This window comes from Alsobacter ponti (assembly GCF_024294805.1).
In the GTDB taxonomy this organism is placed as follows: domain Bacteria; phylum Pseudomonadota; class Alphaproteobacteria; order Rhizobiales; family Beijerinckiaceae; genus Alsobacter; species Alsobacter ponti.
Genome location: NZ_JANCLU010000009.1, coordinates 156,317 through 172,443 on the forward strand (window position 1 = coordinate 156,317; position 16,127 = coordinate 172,443).

A 16,127-nucleotide genomic window follows, 5' to 3' on the forward strand; every position below is an offset into this window, starting at 1 on the left:
TATGGCCGAGACGCTCCAGTCCCTCCAGGACCTCAAGGGCGCGGTCGAGACCGTCGCTCCCGAGGCTCCCAAGCACGTGCAGAAGCTCGACGCCCAGGGCCGCGCCTATGCCACCGGCAAGCGCAAGGACGCGGTCGCCCGCGTCTGGATCAAGCCCGGCTCCGGCAAGATCGTGGTGAACGAGCGCGAGCTCGGCGTGTACTTCGCGCGCCCGGTGCTGCGCATGATCCTTCAGCAGCCGCTGCAGATCGCCAACCGCAAGGACCAGTACGACATCGTCGTCACCGTGTCCGGCGGCGGCCTGTCCGGCCAGGCCGGCGCGGTGCGCCACGGCCTGTCCAAGGCGCTCACCTACTACGAGCCCGAGCTGCGCGGCCCGCTCAAGAAGGCCGGCTTCCTCACCCGCGACTCCCGCGTGGTCGAGCGCAAGAAGTACGGCCGCAAGAAGGCCCGCCGCAGCTTCCAGTTCTCGAAGCGCTAAAGCTTCGCGACCTGTCGCGACTTCGAACGGCTGGCGGCGACGCCAGCCGTTTTGCTTTTTGCGCGAGCCATCGCGCTGCCTGTACGCTGGCGGTCGCCTGATCGCCCGTCCGCCCGTCCCGAGCCGCCGCCATGCCCGACCCCGCCGACCGTCCGCCCGTCGACAACGCCGTTTTCGGTCCGCTGATGGGCGGAGCGGCCGACCCCGCTTTCGCGGGCGCCTTGTCCTTCATGCGGCGGCGGTACAGCCGGGACCTTGCGGGCGTCGACGTCGCCGTCATGGGAATCCCGTTCGACGTGGCGACCTCCAACCGGCCGGGGGCGCGTTTCGGCCCGCAGGCGATCCGCCGCGCGTCCGCCATCTTCGAGGGCGATCCGCAATACCCGTCGGGGCGCGACCCCTTCGCGACGCTCGCCGTCGTCGACTGGGGCGACTGCTTCATCGACCATGGGCGCGCGGACCTCGCGCCGGCCTCCATCGAGGCGGCCGCGCGGACGATCGTCGACGCCGGCGCGCACCTTCTGGCCCTGGGCGGCGACCACTTCGTCACGCTCCCGCTGCTGCGCGCGCATGCGCGGCGGCACGGACCGCTGGCGCTGGTGCAGTTCGATGCGCACCAGGACACGTGGCCGGACGACGGCTCGCGCGTCTCGCACGGCACATTCGTCGGCCGCGCGGTGCGCGAGGGGCTGATCGACCCGGCGCGCTCGATCCAGATCGGCATCCGGAGCTGCGCGCCGGACGATTTCGGTATCGCCATTCTGGACGCCTATCGCGTCCACGCGATGGGTCCGGCGGAGACGGCGCGCGCGGTGCGGGAGCGCGTGGGGGAGGGGCCCGCCTATCTCAGCTTCGACATCGACGCCCTCGACCCCGCCTTCGCGCCGGGCACCGGGACGCCGGTCGCCGGCGGGCTGAGCTCGGCGCAGGCGCTGATGACGCTTGATGCCCTGGCCGGGCTTGACTGGCGCGGCATGGACGTGGTCGAGGTCGCGCCCGCCTATGACCATGCCGACATCACCGCCATCGCCGCCGCCACCGTCGCGCAGCACTACTTGCAGATGCTTGCCGCTCGCCGGGCGCGTTCTTGACACGCGCGGCGGTCTGCGCCATGTGACGCGTATGACCAGCGCGTTCGCCCCTTTCGGCCTGCGACGCGGCGCAGCGGCGTTGTCCCGCGCGTCGCGATGACGCGCGCCTGACGCCGTGTCCCAAGCCGCGCTCCGCGCGGCTTTTTCGTATCCGAACGCTCCGACGCTTTCGCACCGACGAGGTCAGCCATGTCCGCATCTTCTCCCGCCAAGGCCGCCGCCCGGACCGCCCGCGTGTTCATCGACGGCGAGGCCGGAACCACGGGACTCGGGATTCGCGACCGGTTGGCGCATGTGCCCGGCGTCGAACTGCGCAGCATCGACCCGGCCCGGCGCAAGGACCCCGAGGCGCGCAAGGCGCTGATGGCCGAGGTCGACGCGGTGATCCTCTGCCTGCCCGACGACGCCGCCAAGGAATCCGCCGCCATCGCGGATTCGCTCGGCGACAAGGGCCCGCGGGTGCTCGACGCCTCGACGGCGCATCGTGTCGCCGAGGGGTGGGTGTACGGGTTCGCGGAGCTCGAGCCGGGCCAGGCCGACGCCATCCGCGCGGCGCGGCGCGTCGCCAATCCCGGCTGCTATCCGACCGGGGCCATCGCGCTGATCCGGCCGCTGGTCGATGCCGGCCTGCTGCCGACCGACTACCCCGTGACGGTCAACGCGGTCAGCGGCTACTCGGGCGGCGGCCGCTCGATGATCGAGGCCTACGAAGCCGGCGTCGCTCCGGTTTTCGAACTCTACGGCCTGTCCCTGGAGCACAAGCACGTCCCGGAGCTTCAGCGTTACGGAGTGCTGACGCGGCGGCCCATCTTCGTGCCCTCGGTCGGCAATTTCCGGCAGGGCATGCTGGTCAGCGTGCCGCTGCACCTCGATACGCTGCCGGGCAAGCCGCGCGCCAGGGACCTCGAGGACGTGCTCGCCTCTCGCTACGCCGGTGACGGGCTGGTGTCCGTCGTGCCTTCGGACGACGCCACCGTGAAGGCGGGCCGGCTGGAGCCCGAAGCCCTGAACGACACCGATCGGCTGGAGCTGCGCGTCTATGGCAACGACAAGCGCGATCACGCCCTGCTGGTCGCCCGGCTCGACAATCTCGGCAAGGGCGCGTCGGGCGCGGCAGTGCAGAACCTGAAGCTGATGCTCGGCCTCGTGTAGGTTGGTGAACGTGCGGAAGCTTCTCGCAAGCCTCTTCCTGCTTGCCAGCGCCTCCGCGTCGCTGGCGGCCGGCTGCGCCGAGCCGCCGCCGCCCGTGCGCGACATCGCGGCCGAGACCTTCTACATCGACGCGGCGAGTTCCATTGCCGACGAAGCGATCATCGCGCGCAACAAGCAGTCGCTCGCGGAGCTCGACGCGGGACTGCGCCGCATCATCTCCATGGCCGACAAGGGGCTCGCGGGCGACGCGAGCAACGCCGTCTGCGCGGGCCATTGGCTCGCCGCATGGGCTCGCGGCGGGGCCATGCTGGGGACGATGTCGAGCCGGCAGGCGGGCTACGAGCGAAAATGGCGAACAGCGGGGATCGCCGTGGCCTATCTCAAGGCGCGCGAGCATGTCGAGGCGGCGGACCGCGCCGTGATCGAGCAATGGCTCGACCGGCTGGCCGATGCCGTTGAGGCCGATTACGGGCGACCCAAGAGCCGCAACAATCACTATTACTGGGCGGGCTTCGCCGCCGCCGCCGTCGGAACGGCGACCGGGTCGGCGCGCCACCTCGGCTATGCAAGCGAGGCGTTCAACGACGGCCTGTCCGCCATCGCGGCGGACGGGACGCTGCCGGGAGAAATGGCGAGAAAGGTCAGGGCGTTGCACTACAACGCCTACGCGCTCGCGCCGCTGGTGCTGATGGCGGAACTCGCCGCGCTGCGCGGTGAAGACTGGTATGCCCGCCACGGCGGGGCCATTCACCGTCTGGCCGCCGCCGTTCGTGGCGGCGTCCACGATCCCGCCGGCTTCGCCCGCAAGGCGGGGGTGCCGACGGTCGAGGCGCCGACCGGAGGCGTGTTCGCCTGGCGGGCGTTCTACGCCGCGCGGTTTCCGGCGCGCTGGCCGGATCCGCTCGAGGGCACTCTGAACTACCCCTGGTACGGCGGCGATTGCGGGCTCGCCGCCGAGGTTTGGATAAAGCGCCAAGGCAAATAGCGAAACGCCCCCGCGCGGCGAAGCGGCGGGGGCGCACCCTCACGCAGAACGTGAGGACAAGCTATGAATCAGCTGAGTTATTACGCCTTCCAGGCCACGACCTTCTGGTTCTGCTCGCCGAGGCCGTCGATGCCGACGCGCATCGTGTCGCCGGCCTTGAGGAACTTCGGCGGCTTCATGCCCAGGCCGACCCCCGGAGGCGTGCCGGTGGTGATGACGTCGCCCGGATCGAGCTGCAGGAACTGCGAGATGTAGGACACGAGGTGGGCGCAGCCGAAGATCATCGTGTTCGACGAGCCGTTCTGCACCTTCTTGCCGTTCAGCTCGAGCCACATCTTGAGGTTCTGGACGTCCTTGATCTCGTCCGGCGTGACCAGCCAGGGGCCGAGCGGTCCGAAGGTGGGCGAACCCTTGCCCTTCATCCACTGGCCGCCGCGCTCCGCCTGGAATTCGCGCTCGGAGATGTCGTTGCAGATGCAGAAGCCCGCGACATAGCTCAGCGCGTCCTTCTCCTCGACATACAGCGCCTTCTTGCCGATGACGATGGCGAGCTCGACTTCCCAGTCGGTCTTCTTCGAGCCCTTCGGGATGACGATGTCGTCGTTCGGCCCCTGGACGCAGTTCGGAGCCTTGTTGAACAGGATGGGCTCCTTCGGGGGCGTCGCGCCGGTTTCGGCCGCATGGTCCGCGAAGTTGAGGCCGACCGCGATGAAATTGCCCGGGCGGGCGACCGGCGAGCCGAGCCGCGTGCCCTTGCGGACGGCCGGCAGGCTCTTCAGGTCGACCTTCTTCAGCTTGGCGAGATTGCGCGGGTTCAGCGCGTCGCCAGCGAAGTCCGTCACCAGCGACGAGACGTCGCGGATCACGCCGTCAGCGTCGACGATGCCGGGCTTCTCGGAGCCGGCCTTTCCGAAACGGACCAGTTTCATCGGGTGTTTCCTGCCTTTTCTATGGAGTCTTCGAGCGCGAACTTGGGCGGCGACTCTGGCCTCGCAAGACGGGCTCCGCAAGCACGCAGACGCGAGCATGGGTTGCACCCGGCGCGGTGTGTCATCCGCGCCACGCGTTCAGGCGCGAACCTTGACGTATTCGCCGGGCGCGTCGCAGAGGGGCTTCAACCGGCGGCCGCCCGGCTTGCGCGCCTTGACGCGCTCCGGCGCCTGCGCCTCGATCCAGCTGAGCCAGTGCGGCCACCACGTTCCCGGGTTCTCGGTGGCGTGGGCGAGCCAGTGCTCCAGCGTGCCTTCCACCTTGCCGTTGGTCCAGTACTGGTACTTCGGCTTGTCGGCGGGATTGACCACGCCGGCGATGTGGCCGGAGCCGGCGACCACGAAGGTGACGTCGCCGCCGAACTCCTTGGAGCCCTTGAACACCGAGCGGGCGGGGGCGATGTGGTCCTCCCGCGCCGCGAGGTTGTAGATCGGGATCGTCACCTTGCCGAGGTCGAGCCGCACGCCGCCGATGTCGATCTTGCCCTTGGCGAGGTTGTTCTCGAGATAGCAGTTGCGCAGGTAGAAGGAGTGGTTGGCGGCCGGCATCCGCGTGGAATCGGAGTTCCAGTAGAGCAGGTCGAAGGGGAACGGCTCCTGCCCCTTCAGATAGACGTTGATCATGTAGGGCCAGATCAGGTCGTTCGGCCGCAGCATGTTGAACGCGGACGCCATGCTGGAGCCTTCCAGATAGCCCTGGGCGTACATGCGGTCCTCGAGGGACTTGATCTGCCCCTCGTCGACGAAGACGGCGAGGTCGCCGGCGTGGGTGAAGTCGACCTGCGTGGTGAACAGCGTGGCGCTGTCGATGCGGTCGTCGCCGGTCGCCGCCATGTAGGCCAGCGCCACCGAGAGCAGCGTGCCGCCGACGCAATAGCCGATGGCCGTGACGTGCTTCTCGCCCGTCGCCTTCTCCACCGCGTCGAGGGCCGCGAAGATGCCCTCGCGCATATAGTCCTCGAAGCTCTTCTTCGCCTGCCGCTCGTCCGGGTTCACCCATGAGATGGTGAACACCGTGAGGCCCTGGGCCACGGCCCAGCGGATGAAGGATTTCTCGGGGTTGAGGTCGAGAATGTAGAACTTGTTGATCCACGGCGGCACGATCAGCAGCGGCCGCTTGAACACGGTGTCGGTCGTCGGCGCGTACTGGATCAGCTCGATCAGGTCGTTGCGGAACACGACCTTGCCGGGCGTCGTCGCCATGTTGACGCCGACGGCGAAGTTGCCGGATGTCGTCTGGCGCAGCTTCAGCTTGCCTTTGCCGGCCTCGATGTCCTCGGCCAGCATCTTCATCCCGCGCACGAGGTTCTCGCCGTTCTGGCTCACCGTCTCGCGCAGCAACTCGGGATTGGTCGCCACGAAGTTCGTGGGCGCCAGCGCGCTCAGGATCTGGCGGACGTAGAACTCCGCCTTGTGCTTCGTATGAGCATCGACTCCATCGGCGCTCTTCACCACGTCTTCGGCCCATCGCGAGGTGATGAGATAGGCCTGCTTGATGAAGTCGAAGATCGGGTTCTCGGACCATTCGGGGTCGCGGAACCGGCGGTCGCCGGCGTCCGGCTCCGCCACGGCCTGGGCCTCCTCGCCCTGCATGCGCTTCATGGAGTTCGTCCACAGCTCCATGAAGCCCTTGGTCAGGCTGGCCTGCGCGAGCACGACGCGGTGTGGGTCCATGGCCCAGCGCTCGACCACCTGGCCCAGCGTCTTGACCAGATCGCTCAGCTCCTCCGACGAGGCGGGCGGGCGGCCTTCCTCAACCGGCTTCAGCGCCGCGGCCGTGGCCTTCCCCATTTCCTCGACCAGCTTCGCGGTGTTCGACGCGAGCCGTTCCAGGTCCGGCGCCGGAGGCGCGGGGTTCGGGGACTGTTGCTTGCCGCTCGCCATGTCATCTCCCCCGGGCGGGGCCCTATCGACCTTCGCCCGCTCTCTTCTATAAATGCATTATAGAGAAGTTCGGGTCGGCGGAATCCACCATTGGGCAAATATGCCCGATCCAGGGCCCGTCCGTCCCGACCTCGGTTCTGGAGCTCCGCTTTTGCGTTCGCCGTCCCTTTCGCCCACGATCCGACCCGCCCTCCGCCGCGTCGGTGTCGCCGCCGCCGCGCTCACCCTGGCCGCCTGCGCGAGCACCGCGCCCTCGGCGCAGGAGAGCGCGAAGACGCCGCCCGCCAAGTCGCTGGCGGAAACGCTGGGATTCGCGACGACCCCGCCCGAACCCGCCGGTTTCGTAAAGAAGACGCGGCCCGAAAACCTCGAGTACATGGCCGTCGGCGTCACCCCGCCGCCGCGCGCGGTGAAGGCCAGGACACCCGACCAGGTGAAAAAGCTGGAACAGGAGCTCAGCGCCACCCGCGCCAGCAACAACGCCAAGGCAAAGTGACGGGGGCGGCTGATCCCGCCTTTCCTCCCGCCAAGGGATAAGCCATTCCGGCTTTGCCCATCCTCGGCCGATGATGATAAAGAGGCCGCGACCAAGCGGCGCTGAGGCTGCGGGTTGACGCTCGAGGTACGGTTCATGACGGATTTCCATCGCATCAAGCGGCTGCCGCCCTACGTCTTCGAACAAGTGAACCGCGCCAAGGCCGCCGCCCGCAACGCCGGGGCCGACATCATCGACCTCGGCATGGGCAATCCGGACCTGCCCGCGCCCAAGCACGTCATCGAGAAGCTGGTCGAGACGGCCGGCAAGCCGCGCACCGACCGTTATTCGGCATCCAAGGGCATCGCCGGGCTGCGCCGCGCCCAGGCGAACTACTACGAGCGCCGCTTCGGCGTGAAGCTCAATCCGGACACGCAGGTCGTCGCCACGCTGGGCTCGAAGGAAGGCTTCGCCAACATGGCGCAGGCCATCACCGCCCCCGGCGACGTCGTGCTGGTGCCGAACCCCAGCTACCCGATCCACGCCTTCGGCTTCCTGATGGCCGGCGGCGTCATCCGCTCCGTGCCGGCCGAGCCGAACGACGAGATGTTCCGCGCCCTGGAGCGCGCCGTCATCCACTCGATTCCGAAGCCGATCGCGCTCGTCACCTGCTACCCGGCCAACCCGACGGCCTATGTCGCGTCGCTCGACTTCTATCGCGAGCTGGTCGCCTTCGCGAAGAAGCACGAGCTGATCCTGCTCTCCGACCTCGCCTACGCCGAGGTCTATTTCGACGACGCCAACCCGCCGCCCTCCATGCTGCAGGTTCCCGGCGCGATGGACGTCGCGGTGGAGTTCACCTCGATGTCCAAGACGTTCTCCATGGCCGGCTGGCGCATGGGATTCGCCGTGGGCAACGAGCGGCTGCTGGCCGCCCTGACCCGCGTGAAGTCCTATCTCGACTACGGCGCGTACACGCCCATCCAGGTGGCGGCGGCTGCCGCCCTCAACGGGCCGGAGGACTGCATCCGCGAGATGCGCGACATCTACCGCAAGCGCCGCGACGCGCTGGTGGAGAGCTTCGGCAAGGCGGGCTGGGACTTCCCGGCCCCGACGGCCTCGATGTTCGCGTGGGTCAAGATTCCCGAGCCCTATCGCCAGCTCGGCAGCCTGGAATTCTCGAAGCTGCTGGTCGAGAAGGCGTCGGTGGCGGTGGCTCCCGGCATCGGCTTCGGCGAGCACGGCGACGATTACGTGCGCATCGCCATCGTCGAGAACGAGCAGCGCATCCGCCAGGCGGCCCGCAACATCCGCAAGTTCTTCGAGACGGCGGACCGCACGCTGCACAACGTCGTCCCGCTGGTGGCGCGGGGCTGAGGCTCCCTCCGGCGTGTCATCATGAAAGGCGAATTCCATGGCTGAGCCGCTTCGCGTCGGCATCGCCGGGCTGGGAACGGTCGGCGCGGCCGTCGTCGGCCTCCTGCAGCGTCACGCCGCCGCCATCGCGATGCGCGCCGGCCGCGAGATCCGCCTGACGGCGGTGAGCGCCCGCGACCGCGCGCGCGACCGCGGCGTCGACATCTCCGCCGCCGAGTGGCACGACGATCCGGTGGCGCTGGCGCGCTCGGGGCGGGTGGACTGCGTCATCGAACTGATCGGCGGGACGGAAGGCCGCGCTAAGGCGGCGGTGGAAGCCGCGCTGGAGGCTGGCAAGCCGGTCGTCACGGCCAACAAGGCCATGCTGGCGCGCCACGGCGCGGCGCTGGCCGCGCTGGCGGAGGCGCGCGGCGCCGCGCTTGCCTTCGAGGCGTCGGTGGCGGGCGGCATCCCGATCGTCAAGACGCTGCGGGAATCGCTCGCCGGCAACGAGGTGTCGCGCGTCTCCGGCATCCTCAACGGCACGTGCAACTACATCCTGTCGCGCATGGAGATGGAGGGCCTGTCCTTCGCCGACGTGCTCGCCGACGCGCAGCGCCTGGGCTACGCCGAAGCCGACCCGACCTTCGACGTCGGCGGCTTCGACACGGCGCACAAGCTCGCCATCCTCACCAGCCTCGCCTTCGGCACGCAGATCGACGCCGATGCCATCCACGTGGAAGGCATCAGCGCCATCACCCCGCTGGACCTCGCCATGGCGGCGGAGCTGGGCTACCGCATCAAGCTGCTCGGCGTCGCCGAGCGCACGCCCTCGGGCATCGAGCAGCGCGTGCACCCCACCATGGTTCCACGCTCCTGGCCCATCGCGCAGGTGATGGGCGTGACGAACGCCGTCAATGTCCACGGCGACGCCGTGGGCGAGCTGACGCTGGTCGGCCCCGGCGCGGGCGGGGCGGCCACCGCTTCCTCGGTGCTGTCCGATCTGGTCGACGTGGCGCGCGGCGCGCGGGTGCTGCCGTTCGGCCGTCCGGCCGCCATGCTGGAGTCGGCCGAGCGCCAGCCGATGCAGCGCCACGAGGGCGGCTACTATATCCGGCTCTCCGTGCTGGACAGGCCCGGCGCGGCGGCGGCCATCGCCACCCGCATGGCGGAACGGCAGATCTCGCTGGAATCCATCGTGCAGCGGCGGGTGCTGGCGGGCGCGACCGGCGACCGCACGGGACGGTCCGGCCAGCCGGTGCCCGTCGTGCTGATCACCTATGCGACGACCGAGGCGGCGATCCGCGATGCGCTCGACGCCGTGCTGGCGGACGGACACATTTCTGAACCTCCACAGGTCATCCGCATTGAACGTGAGTAGTTCCCTTTCACCGCAATTCCCGGAGGAGGCCCCGATGTCAGGCCACGACAGCGATATCAATGTCCGCTCCAAGGACGTCATCGAGAGGATTCTCTCGATGGAACTCGTCCGCGTGACGGAGCGGGCGGCGGTGTCGGCGGCGCGCCTGCGCGGGCACGGCAACGAGAAGGCCGCCGACCAGGCGGCGGTGGACGCCATGCGGCGCGAGCTCAACAAGCTGCCCATCGACGGCACCATTGTGATCGGCGAGGGCGAGCGCGACGAGGCGCCGATGCTGTTCATCGGCGAGAAGGTGGGCACGGGGCAGGGCACCCGCGTCGACATCGCCGTCGACCCGCTGGAAGGCACCACGCTGTGCGCCAAGGACATGCCCGGCGCTATCGCCGTGATGGCCATGGCCCAGGCCGGATCGCTCCTCTACGCGCCCGACGTGTACATGGACAAGATCGCCATCGGTCCCGGCTATCCGCAGGGCGTGGTCGACCTCGACGCCTCCCCGATCGACAATGTGCACTCGCTCGCCAAGGCGAAGGGCGTTCAGCCGCACGAGATCTCGGTGCTCATCATGGACCGGCCGCGCCACGCCGACCTGATCGCCGCCGTGCGCAAGACGGGCGCCTCGATCCGCCTGATCACCGACGGCGACGTGGCGGGCGTGATCTTCACGGCCATGCAGGCGGAGACCGGCATCGATCTCTATCTCGGCATCGGCGGCGCGCCCGAGGGCGTGCTGGCCGCGGCGGCGCTGCGCTGCGTCGGCGGCCAGATGCAGGGCCGGCTGATCCTCGACACGCAGGAGAAGATCGACCGCGCCCGCGGCATGGGCGTCAAGGATCCCAAGAAGAAGTACGAGATGACCGAGCTCGCCGCCGGCGACGTCATCGTCTCGGCCACGGGCGTCACCGACGGCGCGCTGCTGAAAGGCGTCACGTTCGGCCGCGAAGTGATCCAGACGGAGACCATCGTCTACCGGTCGATCACCGGCACGGTGCGCAAGATCCACGGCGAGCACCGTGAGTTCGCCAAGTTCCGGCTCGACTGAGACGGCGTGGGCGGGGCGGCGCGCCCGCGCCGTTTCGCCCTTTCCTGTGGGCGCTCCGCGGTCCGCGCGCCCTCGCGCATGACTTGCGGGCCGATTCGGCCCTACAAGCAGGGCCATGTCGCGACCCTTCCTCGGCGTCGAACGTTCCCTGACCGGGCGGCCCTGGCTGAGCCGCCTCGACGACGCGGCGCAGGCCCAGGCGCTCGCCATGGTGCAGGTCCACGGCGTCGAGGACGTGCTGGCGCGCGTGATGGCCGGGCGCGGCGTGGCGGCCGGCGACGTGCCCGGCTTTCTCGAGCCCCGCCTGCGCAGCCTGCTGCCGGACCCCTCGACCCTCGCTGGCATGGACGCCGCCGTGGCTCGCCTCGCCGACGCGGTTGAGCGGCGGGAGACCGTCGCCATCTTCGGCGACTACGATGTCGACGGCGCGGTGTCTTGCGCGCTGGTGGCGGAATTCCTGCTCGCCTGCGGCACGCCCTTCCTGATCCACATTCCCGACCGCCTGACGGAGGGCTATGGCCCCAACGTCGAGGCCATCCGCGACCTGCACCGGCGCGGCGGCCAGCTGCTCGTGACCGTCGATTGCGGCACGACGAGCCACGAGCCCGTGCTGGAGGCGCGCCGGCTGGGACTGGACACCGTGGTGCTCGACCACCACCAGGCGCCGGTGACGTTGCCGGATGCGCTGGCGATCGTGAACCCCAACCGGCAGGACGACCTTTCCGGCCTCGGCTATCTGTGCGCCGCCGGCGTGGTGTTCGTGACGCTGGTCGGGCTCAACCGCGAGCTGCGGCGGCGCGGGTTCTGGAAGCCGGGGGCGGAGCCCGACCTGCTCTCCATGCTCGACCTCGTCGCCCTGGGCACGGTGGCCGACGTGGTGCCGCTCGTCGGTCTCAACCGAGCCTTCGTGCGCCAGGGACTCGCCGTGATGCGGGCGCGGGGCCGGCTCGGCCTGCGGGCGCTTGCCGACGTGGCGCGCCTCGACGGGCCCCCGCGGCCTTATCACCTCGGCTTTTTGCTCGGCCCGCGAATCAACGCCGGCGGGCGCATCGGCGACGCCGCGCTCGGCGCGCGCCTCCTGATCAGCCGCGACGAGGCCGACGCCATCCGAATCGCCCAGGAGCTGGAGCGCCTCAACGCCGAGCGGCAGGCCATCGAACAGGCGATGGTGGCCGAGGCGGAGGCCGAGGCGCTGGCCATGCTCGGCCTCGACGAAGAGGGCGCGTCCGTCGTCGTGGTCGGCTCCGACCAGTGGCACCCCGGCGTCGTCGGCCTCGTGGCGTCGCGGCTGAAGGAACGGTTCCAGCGCCCGGTGTTCGCCCTCGCGTTCGGGCCCAACGACATCGGAACAGGCTCGGCGCGCTCGGTTCCGGGCGTCGATCTCGGCGCGGCCGTGCGGGCCGCGGTGGAAGCCGGGCTGGTGACGAAGGGCGGCGGCCACGCCATGGCGGCGGGCGTGACGCTGGAGCGCGGCAAGGTGGACGCGCTGCGCGAGTTCCTGGAGCGGCGGCTGGCGGAGGGCGTGGGCCAGGCGCGCGCCGACCGGGCGCTCGCCATCGACGGCGCGATCACCGCCGGCGGGGTGCGGGCCGACTTGATCGACCGTCTGGAGCTCGCCGGTCCGTTCGGGTCCGGCCATCCGGAGCCCATCTTCGCGCTGCCCTCGCACCGGCTCGTCGATGCGTCGGAGGTGGGGCGCGGCCATGTGCGGGCGCGCTTTCGCGCCGGCGACGGAGCGGCGCTCGACGCCATCGCCTTCCGCGCCGTGGGAACGCCCCTGGGCCAGGCGCTGATGGCGGCGCGCGGAGAGACTGTGCACGCCGCCGGCGTGCTCGATGTCAATCGCTGGCAGGGCGGCGAGCGCCCGCAGCTGCGCCTGACCGATCTCGCCCGGCCCTGAGCGCAGGCCTCAGCTTTTCTTCGCCAGCTGCTGCTCGTGCAGGAAGATGTAGAGCCCCGCCGCGACGATCACCGCCGAGCCGACGAACACCGGCGCGCCGGGGATGTCTCCGAAGATCAGGAAGCCGAGCAGCACCGCCCAGGCGATCTGCGTGTACTGGTAGGGCACCACCACGGCGGCCGGAGCCAGCTTGAGGGAACGGTTGACGCACATATGGGCGACCGCCGCGACGACGCCGAGCAGGGCCAGCAGGCCGAGGTCGCGCCAGGTGGGCGTCACCCAATGGACCGGCGCGGTCGCCGCGCCGAACAGCAGTGCCGCCACCGTCTGCCACGTCACGAGCGACACGTCGTTGGTGCGGCGCAGCTTGCGCGTGGTGATCATCAGCAGCGCGAAAAAGAAGCTGCCGGCTACTGCCACCAGCGATGGCAGGCTGAAGCTCGACGGTGAGGGCTGCAGCGCGATGACGACGCCGGCGAAGCCAACCAGCACGGCGCTCCAGCGCCGCCAGCCGATCCGCTCGCCGAGCATCGGGCCCGCGAGGGCCGTCACCCAGATTGGCCCGGACATGTAGAATGTCACCACGTCGGCGAGCGGCAGGTAGGCCACGGCCCAGTAGAAGCAGGCCACCTCGGCCGTGGAGAGCGTCACGCGCAGCACCTGCAGGCCGGGCTGCGGAGCGGAAACGATCTCCCTGAGGCCGGTCCGCCAGATCATCGGGGCCAGCAGCACGAGCGCCGCCACGCTGCGCAGCAGCAGCACCTGCCCGACCGAATAGGTCGCAACCAGCCATTTCCCCATCACGTCGTTGACGACGAAGAGGAAGATCCCCAGCAGCATCATCGCGATGCCGAGCATGGCGTGGCCGCTCGGGGCGTTTCGCGGCTGTGCGTCGGCCGTTGCGGCGCTGGGAGTGTCGGCGCTTGAGTCCATCACGTGTCCGGGGAGGAGGGCGGGGGCCGCACCTCTTAATCCGTTTCGGAGCGCGCCGCGAGACTTGTCGCGCCCGACGAAGCCCCGTATAAGCCGCTCGCGCAGCGCCCTTCGTCTATCGGTCAGGACGTCAGCCTTTCACGCTGAAAAGACGGGTTCGATTCCCGTAGGGCGCGCCATTCCCGTACAAAAGAGAGAACCGCTGGCGTGGAGCGTTCCAGCTCGCCGGCGGCACATTTCGACAAGATCTGCCGCGACCCCGAAATTCGGATCTCGTCGTGGGTGAGAGACACTTCACGAACCAAGAGGCGAACATAGGCTTGGCGTAATTCTGGCGGACCGCCGAGAAGCGCGTCCCTCATCAGGCTAGCGAATGCCGCCACCTTTTCGGGCGTGATTTCCGGCATGCCTGCCTCGATTCGCTTTCCGAGCAGCGACGATTCCGCACCCGCCTCTTCCTTCTGCAGTTTCAGTGCGTTCAGCCGCTGACGGAATTCGGGATCGTCTGGGCTCACCAGCCCTCGTTCAATCAACTCGAGCAGGCGCGTGATTCCAGCCGAAGCCTCACTGTGGAGTGCCTTCGCGCGAGCGTGCCTCTCCTTCAACGTGGCAACGGCTTTTACGGACGTCTCGACGTAGCGCGCCAAAAGCTCCTGTATGCGCGTCGGCTCGAGCACGCGGCACAGGAGTTGGCTCATCACAATGTCGTCCAACCTCGCCATGGGGATCCGGATACCCTTGCAGGCAACTGGGCCGTGCTTCATGCGCCCGGTACACGAGTAGTACCGATACCTGCCGCCTTTGCCGGTATTAAGAACCAATGCGGCACCGCACAGACCGCACCGGGCAACCCCCGCTAGGAGCGTCGGCCCATTGACGACCCGGGGAGGTACCAGCTGCGGGCGGCGGCTTGAGAGAAGTTCCTGCACGGCCAGGAAAGTGGGTTCGTCGACAATGGCCGGAACGTCGACGGCGATCCATTTGGAGGGGGGATGCGGCGTGCGATTGCGGCTGTCGAAGCGATTGAAGACGTGCCGCCCATGGTAGGTGGAACACGTCAGGATTTTGTGGATGCTTGACGTGCTAAAAAGGTGCCCGCGTCGGGTGGTCCCCCGGTCATTAAGGAAGCTGGCGATCGCCTGCACCCCCATCACCCGGCCGCTGTGCCCTGACGCCATCTCGAAGATCTGGCGAACCACCTTGGCCTCGGGCTCGTATAGCTCCAGCTTCTTCTTGTCCTTGTTGCCCCTTCTTTCTCGCGTCACAGTGCGATAGCCGAAGGGCGGCTTGGAGCCGTTCCAGAATCCCTGGCGGGCGTTTTCGCACATCGAACGCGAGACATGTTTCGCAGTCTCTCGCGATTGATGCTCGTCAAAGACGTTGAAGATCTTGCGTACCAAATCGCCTTCGGAATGGTCGCCAATGCTCTGCGTGACGGACACAAGCTGGACGCCGGCTTTGCGGAGACGACGGACATAGAGTTCTGAATGCAGAGCATCGCGACTAAACCGACTCAGCGAATGCACGACGACATAGTTGAAAGGCCTTGTCGGCGCGGTCGCTTTAGCTATCAGCTCCTGGAACACCGCCCGGTCGTCGTCCAACGCCGAAGCGCCAGGCTCGGAGAAAATCTCGATGACCTCCCAGCCGAGCCGCTCGCAATAATCGCGACACTGGGAAATCTGATCCGGTATTGACAGGTCTCTCTCGGCCTGTCGCACAGTGGAAACCCGCACGTAAATCGCGGCCCGGTTCACGTGTCCGCTCCCTTATGGTCAATCAGGATCTCATCGATTCTAGCCGCAAGAAACGCTCGGATGAGAGCAATTTCTTCGCTGCTCACAGGGAACGACGCAGGGAGGTCAGTGCGCAATGATTGTTCAGATACAGCCGCGCGGACCGGCCCGTCCAGATTGGACGGAGCGTGAGTGGGGCTCGACAGCCGAGCTACGGTCGACCTGCGTTTCACCGCCCAGTTTTTAGCTGGCTCGAACAGCGGCCAACAATGGGGTGGTGCAGGGTGCGGAATCAGATTGAGTCCACCCAAGGCCCCGCTCGACAAAATCCCCGTCAGATTATTGGTATTTTCAAAAACCTATAGTCAGGCGGCTCCGATGCGCTCACCCCCTTTGACCAGTCTGATGTCACCCTCGGGTTTTGCTGCGCCGACGGCTTGATGCTCAGAGTTTCGAGAGTTCTGCGCGTCCCTGTACCTTTCAGGATAGAGGTGCCAGCGGAGAGTTGCGGCGCTTCTACTCGGATGAGTAAAGTCGCAGCCGCGGCTGGCGGGGGTCTGCATGGTGGATTTGCGCAAACGCTTCGGGAAGCTCGTGAGGGCGAACAGGAAGCGCCTGAAGCTCACTCAGGACCAACTCGCGTCGTGTGAGCTACTCCCCGAAAACCGGACAGTGACGGAAGCTACGATGTGGCGTCTGCTGGTCTCCAGGGATGGGAGATC

Annotated in this window: 12 protein-coding genes, 1 tRNA gene and 1 pseudogene; 10 read left to right on the forward strand and 4 right to left on the reverse strand. The window is 68.3% G+C overall.

Annotated elements, in window-relative coordinates:
* The first annotated feature begins 1 nt into the window (after position 1).
* The 4 genes from rpsI (at position 2) to NK718_RS11455 (ending at position 3,709) form a co-directional block, all read left to right on the forward strand.
* On the forward strand, positions 2-481 hold the full coding sequence (gene rpsI / locus NK718_RS11440; RefSeq protein WP_254742017.1) for a 30S ribosomal protein S9: 480 nt from the start codon (positions 2-4) through the stop codon (positions 479-481).
* A gap of 131 nt (positions 482-612) precedes the next feature.
* Entirely contained in the window at positions 613-1,572 is a 960-nt protein-coding gene (gene speB / locus NK718_RS11445) for an agmatinase (protein ID WP_254742020.1), read from the forward strand.
* A gap of 189 nt (positions 1,573-1,761) precedes the next feature.
* Entirely contained in the window at positions 1,762-2,724 is a 963-nt protein-coding gene (argC, locus tag NK718_RS11450; RefSeq protein ID WP_254742023.1) for an N-acetyl-gamma-glutamyl-phosphate reductase, read from the forward strand.
* 10 nt (positions 2,725-2,734) lie between these two features.
* Complete coding sequence (locus NK718_RS11455) at positions 2,735-3,709, forward strand: alginate lyase family protein (RefSeq protein WP_254742027.1); 975 nt, start codon at positions 2,735-2,737, stop codon at positions 3,707-3,709.
* A gap of 80 nt (positions 3,710-3,789) precedes the next feature.
* Here the strand turns inward: NK718_RS11455 and NK718_RS11460 are convergent, their stop codons facing one another.
* Positions 3,790-4,638, reverse strand: coding sequence for a fumarylacetoacetate hydrolase family protein (locus NK718_RS11460; protein WP_254742031.1), 849 nt, complete (start codon positions 4,636-4,638; stop codon positions 3,790-3,792).
* Positions 4,639-4,776: 138 nt separating this feature from the next.
* Positions 4,777-6,582 carry a PHA/PHB synthase family protein gene (locus tag NK718_RS11465; RefSeq protein ID WP_254742034.1) on the reverse strand — a complete coding sequence of 602 codons (1,806 nt, stop codon included), beginning with the start codon at positions 6,580-6,582 and terminating at the stop codon, positions 4,777-4,779.
* Positions 6,583-6,733: 151 nt separating this feature from the next.
* Here NK718_RS11465 and NK718_RS11470 point away from each other — a divergent pair, with 151 nt between their 5' ends.
* From NK718_RS11470 to recJ, 5 genes are all read left to right on the forward strand, one after another.
* Positions 6,734-7,078, forward strand: a complete 345-nt coding sequence (locus tag NK718_RS11470; protein WP_254742037.1) for a hypothetical protein — start codon at positions 6,734-6,736, stop codon at positions 7,076-7,078.
* Positions 7,079-7,213: 135 nt separating this feature from the next.
* Positions 7,214-8,434: an LL-diaminopimelate aminotransferase gene (locus NK718_RS11475; RefSeq protein WP_254742040.1), complete on the forward strand. Its 1,221-nt coding sequence runs from the start codon at positions 7,214-7,216 to the stop codon at positions 8,432-8,434.
* Positions 8,435-8,471: 37 nt separating this feature from the next.
* Positions 8,472-9,794, forward strand: a complete 1,323-nt coding sequence (locus tag NK718_RS11480) for a homoserine dehydrogenase (RefSeq protein ID WP_254742043.1) — start codon at positions 8,472-8,474, stop codon at positions 9,792-9,794.
* Positions 9,795-9,828: 34 nt separating this feature from the next.
* On the forward strand, positions 9,829-10,836 hold the full coding sequence (gene glpX, locus NK718_RS11485; protein WP_254742046.1) for a class II fructose-bisphosphatase: 1,008 nt from the start codon (positions 9,829-9,831) through the stop codon (positions 10,834-10,836).
* 115 nt (positions 10,837-10,951) lie between these two features.
* Positions 10,952-12,736, forward strand: a complete 1,785-nt coding sequence (gene recJ / locus NK718_RS11490) for a single-stranded-DNA-specific exonuclease RecJ (protein ID WP_254742049.1) — start codon at positions 10,952-10,954, stop codon at positions 12,734-12,736.
* A gap of 9 nt (positions 12,737-12,745) precedes the next feature.
* Here the strand turns inward: recJ and NK718_RS11495 are convergent, their stop codons facing one another.
* Positions 12,746-13,594 (reverse strand): DMT family transporter, encoded by an 849-nt coding sequence (locus NK718_RS11495; protein ID WP_254742052.1) that lies wholly within the window; start codon positions 13,592-13,594, stop codon positions 12,746-12,748.
* A gap of 179 nt (positions 13,595-13,773) precedes the next feature.
* On the opposite strand from NK718_RS11495, the gene NK718_RS11500 reads away from it, so the two are divergent.
* Positions 13,774-13,848: transfer RNA gene (locus tag NK718_RS11500), tRNA-Glu, on the forward strand.
* A gap of 519 nt (positions 13,849-14,367) precedes the next feature.
* Here the strand turns inward: NK718_RS11500 and NK718_RS22175 are convergent.
* A pseudogene (locus NK718_RS22175) lies at positions 14,368-15,426 on the reverse strand (recombinase family protein); the annotation flags it as partial.
* Positions 15,427-16,127 lie beyond the last annotated feature (701 nt).

Excerpts from the sequence above, each read along its gene's own strand:
- rpsI (WP_254742017.1), top strand. The coding sequence starts at position 2 with ATGGCCGAGACGCTCCAGTCCCTCCAGGACCTCAAGGGCGCGGTCGAG.
- speB (WP_254742020.1), top strand. The coding sequence starts at position 613 with ATGCCCGACCCCGCCGACCGTCCGCCCGTCGACAACGCCGTTTTCGGT.
- argC (WP_254742023.1), top strand. The coding sequence starts at position 1,762 with ATGTCCGCATCTTCTCCCGCCAAGGCCGCCGCCCGGACCGCCCGCGTG.
- NK718_RS11460 (WP_254742031.1), bottom strand. The coding sequence starts at position 4,638 with ATGAAACTGGTCCGTTTCGGAAAGGCCGGCTCCGAGAAGCCCGGCATC.
- NK718_RS11465 (WP_254742034.1), bottom strand. The coding sequence starts at position 6,582 with ATGGCGAGCGGCAAGCAACAGTCCCCGAACCCCGCGCCTCCGGCGCCG.
- NK718_RS11475 (WP_254742040.1), top strand. The coding sequence starts at position 7,214 with ATGACGGATTTCCATCGCATCAAGCGGCTGCCGCCCTACGTCTTCGAA.
- NK718_RS11480 (WP_254742043.1), top strand. The coding sequence starts at position 8,472 with ATGGCTGAGCCGCTTCGCGTCGGCATCGCCGGGCTGGGAACGGTCGGC.
- glpX (WP_254742046.1), top strand. The coding sequence starts at position 9,829 with ATGTCAGGCCACGACAGCGATATCAATGTCCGCTCCAAGGACGTCATC.
- recJ (WP_254742049.1), top strand. The coding sequence starts at position 10,952 with ATGTCGCGACCCTTCCTCGGCGTCGAACGTTCCCTGACCGGGCGGCCC.
- NK718_RS11495 (WP_254742052.1), bottom strand. The coding sequence starts at position 13,594 with ATGCTCGGCATCGCGATGATGCTGCTGGGGATCTTCCTCTTCGTCGTC.